This window comes from Aurantiacibacter arachoides (assembly GCF_009827335.1).
Classification (GTDB): Bacteria; Pseudomonadota; Alphaproteobacteria; order Sphingomonadales; family Sphingomonadaceae; genus Alteraurantiacibacter; species Alteraurantiacibacter arachoides.
This window is the reverse complement of sequence record NZ_WTYH01000001.1, coordinates 2,855,682-2,868,401: the sequence shown is the minus strand read 5'-3', so window position 1 is coordinate 2,868,401 and position 12,720 is coordinate 2,855,682. Positions and strand designations below refer to the sequence as shown.

11 protein-coding genes and 1 tRNA gene are annotated in these 12,720 nt (G+C 67.0%); 1 reads left to right on the top strand and 11 read right to left on the bottom strand.

Annotated features, from left to right (window positions below):
• Window positions 1-126 precede the first annotated feature (126 nt).
• The 9 genes from GRI62_RS14100 to pepN form a co-directional block, all read right to left on the bottom strand.
• Window positions 127-200, bottom strand: a tRNA-Gly gene (locus tag GRI62_RS14100).
• Between the two features lie 36 nt (window positions 201-236).
• Complete coding sequence (locus GRI62_RS14095) at window positions 237-947, bottom strand: OmpA family protein (RefSeq protein ID WP_131451349.1); 711 nt, start codon at window positions 945-947, stop codon at window positions 237-239.
• A gap of 10 nt (window positions 948-957) precedes the next feature.
• Window positions 958-2,835, bottom strand: coding sequence for a cation:proton antiporter (locus GRI62_RS14090; protein WP_131451348.1), 1,878 nt, complete (start codon window positions 2,833-2,835; stop codon window positions 958-960).
• 81 nt (window positions 2,836-2,916) lie between these two features.
• Window positions 2,917-3,453, bottom strand: coding sequence for an adenine phosphoribosyltransferase (locus tag GRI62_RS14085; RefSeq protein ID WP_131451347.1), 537 nt, complete (start codon window positions 3,451-3,453; stop codon window positions 2,917-2,919).
• A 36-nt stretch (window positions 3,454-3,489) separates the two neighbouring features.
• Entirely contained in the window at window positions 3,490-4,383 is an 894-nt protein-coding gene (locus GRI62_RS14080; RefSeq protein WP_131451346.1) for a cytochrome c1, read from the bottom strand.
• A gap of 31 nt (window positions 4,384-4,414) precedes the next feature.
• Window positions 4,415-5,710, bottom strand: a complete 1,296-nt coding sequence (locus GRI62_RS14075) for a cytochrome b (RefSeq protein WP_131451345.1) — start codon at window positions 5,708-5,710, stop codon at window positions 4,415-4,417.
• Between the two features lie 20 nt (window positions 5,711-5,730).
• Window positions 5,731-6,363 (bottom strand): ubiquinol-cytochrome c reductase iron-sulfur subunit, encoded by a 633-nt coding sequence (petA, locus tag GRI62_RS14070; protein ID WP_131451344.1) that lies wholly within the window; start codon window positions 6,361-6,363, stop codon window positions 5,731-5,733.
• A 219-nt stretch (window positions 6,364-6,582) separates the two neighbouring features.
• A complete protein-coding gene (pgeF, locus tag GRI62_RS14065) occupies window positions 6,583-7,305 on the bottom strand; it encodes a peptidoglycan editing factor PgeF (protein ID WP_131451343.1) in 723 nt (240 codons plus the stop codon).
• Entirely contained in the window at window positions 7,298-9,949 is a 2,652-nt protein-coding gene (gene pepN / locus GRI62_RS14060; RefSeq protein ID WP_131451342.1) for an aminopeptidase N, read from the bottom strand. Before pepN ends, pgeF begins: the two co-directional genes overlap by 8 nt.
• A 53-nt stretch (window positions 9,950-10,002) precedes the next feature.
• Between pepN and GRI62_RS14055 the strand changes: the two genes are divergently transcribed.
• On the top strand, window positions 10,003-10,794 hold the full coding sequence (locus tag GRI62_RS14055) for a Rossmann-fold NAD(P)-binding domain-containing protein (protein WP_131451341.1): 792 nt from the start codon (window positions 10,003-10,005) through the stop codon (window positions 10,792-10,794).
• Here the strand turns inward: GRI62_RS14055 and GRI62_RS14050 are convergent.
• On the bottom strand, window positions 10,763-11,695 hold the full coding sequence (locus GRI62_RS14050) for a DMT family transporter (protein WP_131451340.1): 933 nt from the start codon (window positions 11,693-11,695) through the stop codon (window positions 10,763-10,765). The genes GRI62_RS14055 and GRI62_RS14050 overlap by 32 nt on opposite strands.
• The gene (locus GRI62_RS14045) at window positions 11,692-12,687 is read right to left on the bottom strand and encodes a threonine aldolase family protein (RefSeq protein WP_131451339.1); all 996 of its coding nucleotides are present in this window, start codon (window positions 12,685-12,687) and stop codon (window positions 11,692-11,694) included. The genes GRI62_RS14050 and GRI62_RS14045 overlap by 4 nt, the downstream gene beginning before the upstream one ends.
• Window positions 12,688-12,720: the final 33 nt, after the last annotated feature.

Below are 12,720 nucleotides of genomic sequence, written 5' to 3'. Positions count from 1 at the left end.
CAATCATACCCCCATTGAATTGCGACTGGAGACGAACGCGGGTGAACGCTAGCGGCCTAGAATTGGCAAAATACCGTAGGTTCTGAGGCTCGTCTAGACAGATACGGACGCTGGCGAATGGGGAGGTGGAGCGGGTAGCGGGAATCGAACCCGCATAGCCAGCTTGGAAGGCTGGAGCTTTACCACTAAGCTATACCCGCGTCGCTGTGGCGCTTGCCACCGGGGGCGGCGCCGCGTCAAGTCTCGTTGTCGGGCGCCGCCGGGCGGCGGGGGGGAGCGGGGGGCGTTCCGGTCACAGCAGCGCCCGTGGCGGCGGCGTCGGCACCGGCGGTCTCATCGGCAGCGGTGCTGGCGGGAGCGGCGGGCGGTGCGATGCGCAGTTCGACGCGGCGGTTGCGGCGGCGCCCTTCCTCGTTCGCGGAGCCATCGGGAAGCGCATTGGGAGCGATCGGGTTCTGTTCGCCAAAGGCCACCACTTCGATCCGGTCATCCGCCACGCCGCGTTCGACGAGCCAGGCGGCCACCGCCTCGGCCCGGGCACGCGAGGCGCGCAGGTTGGCCTGATCGTTGCCGCCCGAATCGGTGTGTCCCTGCAGCACGACTGGCCAGGGCTCGCCCATGGCGTCCTCCTGCAATATGCCCGCCAGCATCCGCTCTGCCGCCGGGCTGAGATCGGCGCCATTAGGAAAGGGAATGGTCAGTGCCACCGGCTGCGTGGGCAGGTCCATTGCTTCCCCCTCGTCCAGGTCGTCACGCATGATGGAGGCGGCAGGGGAAGCGGTATCGGCTGGCGAGGGCTGGGCAGTCACGGGGCTGGCGGTGGGATCGGGCTCTGCCGCGCCATCCTGTCGCACGTCACAGGCGCCCAGGCCGAGGGCGGCGAGCGCGAGTATGGCGGTGCGCAAGGCCGGTTGCGGCAAGCGGCTATCGGTGGGGATCGCAATCATGGCCTGCTCCTCATGCCGGTTGTGGCTTTTCCGCGGCGGCGGCGCTGCGCCGTGCAGCGCGGTCCTCGACCTTGCGCGGCGGCGAAAAGGTGATGACGATGTCGCCGGCCCGCGGTTCCGGCGCGGCGGCGTGGGTGAAGAACTTCATTTCGCCCGAGGGCCGCAGCAGCAACAGCATGTTCGCCGCTTCCGGCAAGGTGTCACGCGCGTCCTCGATCCGGTACTGGTCGGACAGCTTGGTGTGGCGGAAAATCCAGCCCTGTTCGTGCCGCTCCAGCACGTCCTCCACGCCGAAGCCGGAGGTGAACAGTGCCCGCCCCCGCAGGCTGGCCGCAATGGCGCGGAAATCGTCGTCCACCCCGTCACCCAGCTGGTAGACCTTGTCGGTGCCGATCTCGGGCGCGAATTCGGAACAGACGAGGGCGTTGTAGGCCTCGTTGTCGGTAGCGGCGACCAGCGACTGGAACGGCGTGAGGTCGAGGTTGTGCTCGGTCGCCTCGTTCAGGATTTCGCCGTGGTACGTCGGCAGACCCTTCACCCGCGCGGGCTTCAGCCGCTGCCACGAGGTATCGACCACCAGCACCGGCGTTTCGAGCTGGTGCAGCTTTTCGGCCAGCGCGATCGTCCAGGGCGTTGCCCCAACGAGCAGCACGCCGGGCCGCTCCGCGCCTTTTACCTTGAGCAGGCGGGCGACGATATCGATGGTGAAGCCGTGGGCGAAGACCGTTGCAACGACGACGGCGAAGCTGAGGCCGATCAGGATCGAGCCGTCGCCGTAGCCAAGCTCGTTCAGGCGCAGGGCGAACAGGCCACTGATGGCGACCAGCACGATACCGCGCGGTGCGATCCACGAGAGGAACAACCGCTCGTTCCACGGGATCGAGCTGCCGAGCAGCGAGAGCAGGATCGTCGCCGGGCGCACGAGGAACAGCAGCGCGAAGAGGAACAGGTAGAGCCTGAGGCCGGACACCTCGAACGGGTTGAGGTAGGTCAGTTCCGACACGTCGAGCGAGGCCGACAGCAGGATGAAGATGCCCGAGACCAACAGCACGGCGATGTTCTGCTTGAACGGGTGGATGGAACGCAGGCTGGAGACGTGCATGTTGGCGAGCGCGATACCCATCACCGTCACCGCGACGAGGCCCGCCTCGTGCTCGATCATGTTGCACAGCACGAAGGTGCCGACCACGGCGACGAGCAACACCGGCACCTTCAGGAATTCCGGCACCAGTCCGCGCGGGAAGCTGTAGGCGATGACCTTGGCGGCAGCGAAACCGATCACTCCCGCCAGCGCGCCGGCGAGCGCGATCTGCGGAACGACATCGAAAGCAGTGCCGCCGCTCTCGGCCGTGGCACGAAAGTATTCGTAGGCAACCACGGCACACAGCGCGCCGATGGGATCGTTGACGATGGCCTCCCACTTCAGCAGCGCGGCAGGGCGCTGCTGCACGGCCGACTGGCGCAGCAGCGGCATCACCACCGTAGGCCCGGTCACCACCAGGATGCCGGCGAACAGGATCGCCACCGGCCATACCAATCCGGCAATGAAATAGCAGGCGAGCGAGCCGAACAGCCACGCGAGCGGCGCACCGAGGAAGACGAGGCGCCAGACACCCTCGCCGTATTTGCGCAATTCGCGGAAATCGAGGCTCAGACCGCCTTCGAACAGGATCAGCGCCACGCCGATGGCCACCATCGGTTCGAGCAGGTCGCCGAACGCCGCGCGCGGATCGATCAACGGGTAACCCAGCTGCCCCATGATCGGCCCGGCGATGAAACCGGCCGCCAGCATCAGCACGATCGCCGGCCAGCCGGTGCGCCAGGCAAGCCACTGCGCGCCGATGCCGAGCACGCCTACGAGCGCGATCACCAGCGCCTGCTGTTCCATTGAAACCCCCGGGGATTGGTCGTGTCAGTCGCTCAATGATCGAGGGTGGGTAATTTTCCCCGAAACCTCGATACTCATATCTCAGTGACCGCCAAAGGCCATCACGGCGTGGGCCGCGACGCCCTCGTCGGCCAATGCGGCACGGCCGGGCAGATCGGGAAGGTCGATCAGGAACAGGGCATGTTCCACGATCGCCCCTGCGCGGCGCAACAGCCGCATTCCGGCAGTCGCCGTTCCGCCCGTGGCAAGGAGGTCGTCGACCAGCAGCACGCGCTCACCCCTTTCGATCAGGGTCGGGTCGAGTTCCAGGCGGGCAGTGCCGTATTCCAGCGCGTAGTCTTCACTGATGGTGGCGACAGGCAGCTTGCCGGGCTTTCGCAGCGGCACGAAACCCAATCCCAGTTCCAACGCCAGGGCGGTGCCGAAGATGAAACCGCGCGCCTCTATCCCGGCGACCGCCTGCGCCTCTACCCCGCGCGCGAGGTCGGCCAGCGCCGTGATGCTACCCGCCAGGCCTTTCGCATGGGCGAGCAGGGGGGTGATGTCGCGAAACTGGATTCCCGGCTGCGGAAAGCCGGGAACCGTGCGGACCAGCGCCTTGAGCTCCTCTGGAGTCACAAGCCCGCCTCGCCGACCCGGGTCATCCCCGCTGCATCAGTCCTTGCGACGATGCGGCTTTACCGGTGCCCACAGCTGGTTCTTGGCAAACCAGGCGAGCACGGTGACGAACAGCGTGAACAGCATGATCCACCAGCCCGTCTGCTTGCGCTTCACCAGCGTCGGTTCCGCCGTCCAGGTGAGAAACGCCGCAACGTCCTGCGACATCTGGTCGACGCTGGCTTCCGTGCCATCGGCGTAGGTCACCGCGTTGGCGGTGATCGGCGCCGCCATGGCGAGATTGAGGTTCGGGAAATAGGGATTGAAATGCAGGCCGTCGGTGGTCTCGAACTCGGGGAACTCCGCCGCCAGGCGCTCACCGCTCGCCAGGGCGAAGGTGGCCGGGTCGCGGTAGCCGGTCAGTAGCGAGTAGACGTAGTGCGTGCCGTTATGCCGCGCCTTGGTCATCAGCGAGAGATCTGGCGGAATGGCGTTGCGATTGGCAGCGCGCGCGGCGATGTCGTTGGCGTAAGGGCGAGGGAAGTAATCCGTCGCCAGCGCCGGTCGCATCACGGCCTCGCCAGTGGTGGGATCGACGCCAGGCACGTTCCAGGTCAGCGCCTCGGCCTTCACCTGCGCTTCGGAATAGCCGAGCTGGGCGAGGTCGCGGAAGGCAACGTGGTTGAGCGAGTGACAGGCCGAGCAGACTTCCTTGTAGACCTGGTAGCCGCGCTGAAGCTGCGCCACGTCCCAGCGACCGAGCGGGCCTTCGAACGCGAAACCGCCCTCGGGCGCACGTGCCTCGAGGTGGAATTCATGCTCGGCCGTCGGCTCCACGAAGTGACCGTGTTCGGACAGGGTCGAGAAGGCCGGACCAATGCCGAACGCGAGGGAGATCAGCGCCACGAACGCGAAGCCGAGGCCGACGAGGATACCAACAAGGCGGATCATGTTATCGTCTTTCCTTAGTCAGCAACGCGGCTCAGACGCCCACCGGCTCGGCGTTCTCGCCCAGCACGGCCGTCTTGTCCGAACCCAGCACCGCCTCGGTGATCGAGTAGGGCAGCGGATCGGGACGCTCGATCGAGGACACGATCGGCAGGATCACGAGGAAGTGCAGGAAGTAGTACGCCGTCGCGATCTGGCTGAGCATGATGTACGGCTCCTCCGCGTGCGCGCCGCCGAGGTAGAACAGCGCAGCCATGCAGGGGATGAGGCCGAACCAGAAGAACTTGCGGAATAGCGGGCGATAGTGGCCGCTGCGCACCGGCCCACGATCGAGCCACGGCAGGAAGAACCACACCAGGATCGCCGCGAACATCGCCAGCACGCCCCACAGCTTGGCCGGCAGCAGGAAGTCGAAGGTGAAGGCGCGCAGGATCGCGTAGAAGGGGTAGAAATACCACTCGGGCACGATCAGCGCCGGTGTCGATAGCGGGTTGGCCGGAATGTAGTTGTCCGGGTGGCCCAGCGCGTTCGGCATGAAGAACACGAACAGGAAGTAGGCCAGCAGGAACACGCCGAGGCCAAAACCGTCCTTGGCAGTGTAATAGGGGTGGAACGGCAGCGTATCGCTTTCGCTCTTCACCTCAACGCCGGTCGGGTTGGACGAACCGGGGATGTGCAGCGCCCAGATATGCAGGATCACGCAGCCCGCAATCACGAACGGCAGGACGAAGTGCAGGCTGAAGAAGCGGTTCAGTGCGGCGTTGTCCGGCGCATAGCCGCCCAGCAGCCAGACCTGCAGCCCTTCGCCCACGACCGGGATCGCGCCGAACAGGCCGGTGATGACCTTGGCGCCCCAGAAGCTCATCTGGCCCCAGGGCAGGACGTAGCCCATGAAGGCGGTGGCCATCATCAGCAGGAAGATCACCACGCCGATCAGCCAGATCATCTCGCGCGGGGGCTTGTACGAGGCGTAGAAGAAGCCGCGGAAGATGTGGATGTAGATGACGATGAAGAAGAAGCTGGCGCCGTTGGCGTGCGCATAGCGCAGCATCCAGCCCCAGTTGACGTCGCGCATGATGTGTTCGACCGAATCGAAGGCAACCGTGCCGTTGGCGGCATAATGCATCGCCAGCACCACGCCGGTGACGATCTGCAACACCAGGCAGAAGCCCGCGAGCACGCCGAAATTCCAGAAGTAGGAAAGGTTGCGCGGCACCGGATAGCCGGCACCCACCGCGTTGTAGACGAGACGCGGCAACGGCAGCTTCTCGTCAAGGAAGCGCGTCAGCCCGTTGGCGGGGGTATATTGCCTGGCCCAGGGAAAGCTCATGGTCTCTACTCGTCTCTCTCTTACGCCTCGCCGATCACCAGCGCGGTGCCGTTGACCGAATATTCCGGAACCAGCAGGTTGGTCGGCGCCGGGCCTTTACGGATGCGCGCCGCGGTATCGTAGTGCGATCCGTGGCAGGGGCAGAAATAGCCGCCGTAATCGCCCTTGTTCTCGCCTTCCGCTGCGCCCAGCGGCACGCAGCCGAGGTGGGTGCAGACGCCCATGACCACCAGCAGATCGGGATGGTCGACCAGCGTGCGTTCGGCCAGCGTCTGCGGATCGCGCAGTTCGTCGATGCTGACGGCGTCGGCCTGCTGGATCTCTGCCGCGGTGAGGCGGCGCACGAACACCGGCTGCTTGCGGAAGACCGCCTTGATCGACTGCCCGACCTCCAGCGCGCCGACGTCAAGCTCGGTCGTGCTCTCGGCCAGCACGTCGGCCGAGGGCGACATCTGGCTGATCAGCGGATAGACCATCACCAGCCCGCCCATGCCGGCGGCGGAAACGGCGGCGATTTCGATGAAGTCGCGGCGGCGCACGCCGTCATGTCCGGCAGCGGGCGCAACGCCATCGTTTACGACGCCATCTTCTACGACGGCGCCATTATCTACGACGGCATTGTGCTCGTCGGGGGTAGCCGTGGTCGTTGCCATGTCCTTGCCTTGCCTGTCGGGCCGGTGTGCCGCGCGAGGGCACGGAACGGTCCGAAAAGAAACCCTGTATGCTCCGCCACGGCGCTGTCGCGACCGGCGGCTTGGCGCGGCTGATAGACGAGGGAAACGGCGATGCCAACCCGCCTTATGGCCCTATTGCGACAACGGTTGCCGGGCCGTGTCGGCCGGGTTCAAATTGGCGGGTTCAGGCAGGCAGCGTCAGGCCGAAAGGGCGATAAGCGAATACTGCCGCCCGTCGCTCGCTTCCCGGCGATGGGTGGCGCGGCGATAGGAGTGGAAGCGAACGGGATCGGCATAGGTATCGAGCGCAAGGTCCTCCGTCGCCGCAAGTCCCAGCGATTCGAGCCGCCAGCCGACATAGCCGGGCAGGTCGAAGCGCCATTTCCCGGCCGCGTCGGCGGGGACGAAGAAGCGGTGCTGCGGTGCCGCGAACTGGTCGATGAAGTCCTGTCCCACCTCGTAGCTCGCCTGCGCGATGGTCGGGCCGATGGCGGCGACGATGGAGGATCGCCTGGCCCCCAGCTGTTCCATGGCCTCTACGGTCGCCTCCAGCACACCGTGGTGCGCGCCGCGCCAGCCGGCATGGGCCGCGCCGACCACGCCGGCAGCGCGGTCGGCAAACAGCACCGGCGCGCAATCGGCGGTAACAACGCCCAGGACGAGGCCGGGCGTGGCGGTGACCAGGGCATCGGCCTCGGGTCGCGCATCGGGCGCGCAGGGTTCCTCGACGGTGACGACACGCGCGGAGTGCACCTGCTTGACCAGCGCCAGCCCGGCTCCGGGTGCGATGTTGGCGGGATCGGGCTCCCCCGTTCCGCCGGGGCCGGTGAGAAAACCGTGGGGTATGCCCTCCAGCACGCGGGCGCGGATCGCCTCGCGCTCGTCCTGCCGGTGTGTCGGGTCCCGGGGCGCGTCAGCCAAGGCTGCGGCTTACCTGTTCGGCGGTATCGCGCGACAAATCGGCGGCGGCGAGCCGTTCGAGTTGTTCGCGCATCAATGCCGAGCGCCCGGGCTCGATCCGCCGCCAGCGGCCCAGCGGCGGGACGAAGCGGCTGGCTGTCTGCGGATTGATCGGGTCGAGCGCCAGGATGAGGTTGGCGATCATTCGATAGCCTTCCCCGTCCGCCGCGTGGAAGGCGTGCGGATTGGCGGCAAAGGCCATGTAGAGCGAGCGCACCCGGTTGGGGTTCTTCAGCGTAAAGTCGCGGTGCCCGGCCAATGCCTTGACGTGCTCCAGGCAATGGGGATGCATCGAACTTGCCTGCAGCGCGAACCACTTGTCGATCACCAGCGCATTGCCCTGGTAGCGGTTGTAGAAGTCGATCAGCGCGTTGGTCCGCTCGACCCCGTCCAGCCCGGTGAGCACCATCAGCGCGCTTTGCCGATCGGTCATGTTGTCTGCGCCCTGATACTGCGCGAACGCCATTTCGGCGGAGCGTTCGGGGTTGCCATCGGCGAGGTAGACCAGCGCCTGCGCCTTGACCTTGCGGGCCCCGCGCGCCTCGGCATCGAGCGAGAAGGGCACCGCGCTGGCACGGTCATGGAGCGCCACGAATTCGGCTTCCAGCATCCGCCCGAGTACGGCGCGCAGGCCCCGCCGTTCGGCATGGATGCGCGCCGGGTCGGCCACTGCCAGCGTTTCGGCGATGTAGCCCTCGCTCGGCAGCAGCAGCAGTTCGCCGCGCATGGAATCGTCGAGATTTCCGTCAGCCAGAACCGCCGACAGGGCATCGCCGATTGCCAGTTCACCCTTGTCACGCGCCTCGCTGTCGAGCTTGCCTTCGACCGCGTCCTTCAGCTGGCGCACCACCAGTTCCTGCAACGCCTCGTACCGGGCGAACGGATCGTCGTCCCGCGCCGCGAGGAAGACCAGGTCATCCCGCGACGCCTCGCGCGCGATCGTCACCGGGGCGGAAAACCCGCGGTTGATCGACAGCACCGGTGTCTCGGCAAAACCGCCAAAGGCGATGGTCTTTTGCGCCTCGTCGAGCACGACCAGCTGCTCCTCCCCGCGTTCGTAAGTATCGCGATCGAACAGCGCCAGCTTCAACGGGATGGGCATGGGCCGCTTGTGCGGCTGGCCGGGAGTCGCGGGCACCTCCTGCGAAAGATGCACCTTTGCGGTCGTGCCGTCGTGTTCGAGCCGGGCGATGACGCGGGGCGTGCCGGCCTGTTCGTACCACAGGCGGAACTGGCCAAGGTCCAGCCCCGCGCCATCCTCCATCGCGCGCACGAAATCCTCGCAGGTCGCCGCCTCGCCATCGTGACGCTCGAAATAGAGGTCCGTGCCCTGCCGAAAGCGTTGCTCGCCGGCCATGGTGCGCATCATGCGGATGACCTCGGCCCCCTTGTTGTAGATCGTGCTGGTGTAGAAGTTGCTAATCTCCTTGTAGGAATCGGGGCGGATCGGGTGGGCCAGCGGACCCGAATCCTCGGGAAACTGCACCCCGCGCAGCACCCGCACATCCTCGATCCGCTTGACCGGGGCGCTGCCCATGTCCTGGCTGAACAGCTGGTCGCGCAGCACGGTAAAGCCTTCCTTCAGGCTGAGCTGGAACCAGTCGCGGCAGGTCACGCGGTTGCCCGACCAGTTGTGGAAGTATTCGTGCGCGATCACGCCTTCGATACCGTCGAAATCGCCGTCGGTCGCGGTATCCTCGTCAGCCAGCACATACTTGGTGTTGAAGACGTTGAGGCCCTTGTTCTCCATCGCCCCCATGTTGAAATCGCTGACGGCGACCACGTTGAACAGGTCGAGGTCGTATTCGCGGCCGAACACCTCCTCGTCCCAGCGCATCGACTTCTTCAGGCTTTCCATCGCGTGGCCGGTGCGCGGCAGATCGCCGTCCCGCACCCAGATGTTGAGCGCAACCTCGCGCCCGCTCATGGTGGTGAAGCTGTCGGAATTGGCGACGAGTTGCCCCGCCACCAGCGCGAAGAGGTAGCTCGGCTTGGGCCAGGGATCGTGCCACTCGGCAAAGTGATGATCGCCTTCGCCTGCGCCCTCCGCCTCGAGGTTGCCGTTGCACAGCAAGACCGGGAACTGCGCCTTCGGGCCTGCCATGCGCACGCGGTAGGTCGAAAGCACGTCGGGCCGGTCGGGGAAGAAGGTGATGCGGCGGAAGCCTTCGGATTCGCACTGGGTACAGAGCATTCCGTCCGAGGCGTAGAGCCCCATCAGCTTGGTGTTGGCAGATGGTGCCACCACGGTATCGACGCGGATGTCGTGGGCGTCACCCGACAGCGGGATGATGAGGTCGCCGCCGTCCATGCGCCAGTCGCTGGCCGGTTCGTCGTCTACCCAGACGCCTGCGGGCTCGATCTCGTCGCCGTTGAGGCGGATGGTATCGGCATGTTCGGCTGCGGGATTGCGCGCGACACGCAGCACCGTGGTCACGTCTGTCCTTTCCAGCCCCAGTGCAAAGTCCATCGCCACTTCCGGCACCAGCCATGGAAATGGCCGGTAATCCTTGCGCCGGAACAGTGCCGGATCGACCGGATCGGGCGCGGCGTCGGCCATCTCGGGGTTGCCGTCGGGGGTGGCGGGGGTGCGGGCGATATCCATGAGGGGTGCCTAATGTTCTTGGGAATTACGGTCGAGCGATTAGAACGCACGAGATGCCCCATCTGTTCATTTTCGGCCTCGGCTATTCAGCCAGTCGTATCGCGGCCCTCGCGCGGGGGCATGGCTGGGCCGTTTCTGCCACCGGCAGCGCCGGCGATGTCGCCTTTGACGATGCTGCCGCGGTCGGCGCTGCGCTGGCGCGGGCCTCCCACGTCCTGTCTTCCGTCCCGCCGGCCGACGGTAAGGATCCCGTCCTGGCGCGCTACGGCGACTTGCCGCGCGCATGGCTCGGCTACCTGTCTTCCACCGGCGTCTACGGCGATGCCGGCGGCGCCTGGGTGGACGAGGCATCGCCCACCGGTACCGGGCGCCGTTCGGCGCGTGCGCTGGCGGACGAGAACTGGCTGGCCCGCGGCGCGCACGTGTTCCGCCTGCCCGGCATCTACGGTCCGGGTCGCAGCGCGTTCGAGCGGATCGCGGCGGGCAAGGCGCACCGGATCGCTCTGCCGGAGCAGGTCTTCAGCCGGGTCCACGTGGAGGACATCGCCAGCGCCGTCATCACCGCCATGGAGCGGAATGCCCCGCCCGGCGCCTACAACCTCGCCGACGATCTGCCCGCCAGCCAGAACGCGGTGATAGACCACGCCTGCGCGCTGATGGGCGTGGACCCGCCGCCGTTGCAGACGCTGGAGGAAGCGAACCTGTCGCCGATGGCGCTTGGGTTCTATGCCGAGAACCGGCGCGTGGCGAACGGCAAGGCCAGGCGCGTGCTCGGCTGGCGGCCGCGCTATCCCACCTATCGCGAAGGGCTGCTCAGCTGTCTTTTGCCACCTGCCGCGCCCTGAGCGCCACGACCAGTCCGGCAACGGCCAGCACCGCGCCCGCAATTGCCAGGCCGGTCCAGCGATAGCCTTCGAGCAGGGTGGACAACGTCATGGCGATCACCACCACCAGCACCCCGTTATACGCGGCGCGGCCCGCGCCAAGCTCGCGCACCAGCCGGTAATAGAGCGGCAGCGTGACCACGGTTCCGATCACCGCCAGGTAGACCGTGCCGAGCCAGAACATCGGCGCCGCGGGGAAGACCGGCGGCCCGGCAAAGGCCAGCGCCAGCGCGGTGTCCATCAGCGCGCCGTAGAAGATTGCCCAGGCAACCAGCGTCACGATCGGCACCCGGCGTCCGGCGGGCAGCGCCTGGATCACGTTGGTTACCGAGGCGGCGAGCATGGCAAAGATGCCGAAGCCCGTGCCCAGCAGCACGTTGCCGCCCAGCGGTGCGACGCGCGCCTCGTTCACCAGCAGCAGTGCGATGCCCACCAACGCCAGCGCGCTGCCGATCATGAAGCGCCGCGTGATCGGCTCGCCCAGCAGCCTTGCGCCCAGCACTGCATTGGGCACGAACATCAGCCCGATCAGCAGCGCGACGATGCCGGATGTCAGGTGCAGTTCCGCCATGTAGACGAACACGAAGTTGCCGACGAACTGGAACAGCCCCATCGCCAGCGCGAGCAGGTGCGTCGCGCGCGGCATGGCCAGCGATTGCCGCGTCACCAGCGCGAGCGCGAACATGGTCGGGGCGGCGATGGCAAAGCGGTAGGTGACCGACCACAGGGTGGGCGCCTGGGCGATCTGCGTGGTGATGACGAACCAGGTGGATCCCCAGATCAGCGCGATCAGCAGGAACGGCAGCGCAATGGCGGGGCGCAGCAGGGCGTGCGGCCTGTGCGCCGCCGGAATGTCGCTCATAACCGGGCGATGGCCGTGCCCAGCGCGCGGGCGTCGTCGAGGTCGGTGGCCCAGTGGGTGACCAGCCGCACGCTGGCATCGTCCCAGTCGTAGAACGAAAAGCCCTGTTCGCGCAGGGCGGCGCGCTCGGGCGCGGTCATGGCCACGAACAGCTCGTTGATCTCCTGTGGGTGGACCAGCCGCTCGCCCGCCCCCTCGGCCACCAGCGCCGCTGCACTGTTGGCAGCGCGCGCGTTGTCCAGCCACAGGTCGTCATCGAGCATGGCGAGGATCTGCGCGGCGAGGAAGCGACCCTTGCTTTGCAGATGGCCCGCGCGCTTGCGGCGATAGCGCAGGCGCTGGGCCTGCTCCACGTCGAACAGCAGCACGGCCTCTGCCCCCATGCCGCCGTTCTTGACGCAGCCGAAGCTCAGCGCATCGACGGGACCGGCAGCCGCGGCAGGCGAGCAACCGAGGAAGGCGACCGCATTGGCGAAGCGGGCACCATCCATGTGCAGACCCAGTCGGTGCTGGCGCGTCAGCGCGGCCAGCGCGGCCAGCTCGGCGGGGCGATAGGCGAGGCCGCTCTCGCTCGCCTGGGTGATGGAGAGCGCCTGCGCGGGCACCTGGTGCACGCCGCGGGTGATGCCGGCCAGCACCGCGGCAACGCTTTCGGGCGTCACCTTGGCGCCCTCACCATCCGCCAGCAGCAGCTTGGCGCCATGGAGATAGAAGCCTGGCGCGCCGCACTCGTCCATCTCGATGTGCGCCTCGGCATGGCAGATCACGCCGCCGTGCGGTTCCACCATCGTGGCGAGCGCCAGGCAGTTCGCCGCCGTCCCCGTCGCCACCCACAGCGCGGCGCACTCGCGCCCGAACAGCGCGGTGAAACGGGCATCGAGCTCGCGGCTGAGGGCATCGGTGTCATACGGCGTATCCGGCGCATCGGCGGCGCGCATGGCATCCCACAGGCGGGGATGCACCGGCGCGGCGTTATCGGACAGGAACTGCATCGCGGAACGCCATGGCCGCGTCGCCCGTTCGGC

What these genes read in the sequence shown, in the direction of transcription:
- GRI62_RS14095 (WP_131451349.1), bottom strand. Translation starts at nt 947, where the DNA reads ATGATTGCGATCCCCACCGATAGCCGCTTGCCGCAACCGGCCTTGCGC.
- GRI62_RS14090 (WP_131451348.1), bottom strand. Translation starts at nt 2,835, where the DNA reads ATGGAACAGCAGGCGCTGGTGATCGCGCTCGTAGGCGTGCTCGGCATC.
- GRI62_RS14080 (WP_131451346.1), bottom strand. Translation starts at nt 4,383, where the DNA reads ATGATCCGCCTTGTTGGTATCCTCGTCGGCCTCGGCTTCGCGTTCGTG.
- GRI62_RS14075 (WP_131451345.1), bottom strand. Translation starts at nt 5,710, where the DNA reads ATGAGCTTTCCCTGGGCCAGGCAATATACCCCCGCCAACGGGCTGACG.
- petA (WP_131451344.1), bottom strand. Translation starts at nt 6,363, where the DNA reads ATGGCAACGACCACGGCTACCCCCGACGAGCACAATGCCGTCGTAGAT.
- pepN (WP_131451342.1), bottom strand. Translation starts at nt 9,949, where the DNA reads ATGGATATCGCCCGCACCCCCGCCACCCCCGACGGCAACCCCGAGATG.
- GRI62_RS14055 (WP_131451341.1), top strand. Translation starts at nt 10,003, where the DNA reads ATGCCCCATCTGTTCATTTTCGGCCTCGGCTATTCAGCCAGTCGTATC.
- GRI62_RS14050 (WP_131451340.1), bottom strand. Translation starts at nt 11,695, where the DNA reads ATGAGCGACATTCCGGCGGCGCACAGGCCGCACGCCCTGCTGCGCCCC.
- GRI62_RS14045 (WP_131451339.1), bottom strand. Translation starts at nt 12,687, where the DNA reads ATGCAGTTCCTGTCCGATAACGCCGCGCCGGTGCATCCCCGCCTGTGG.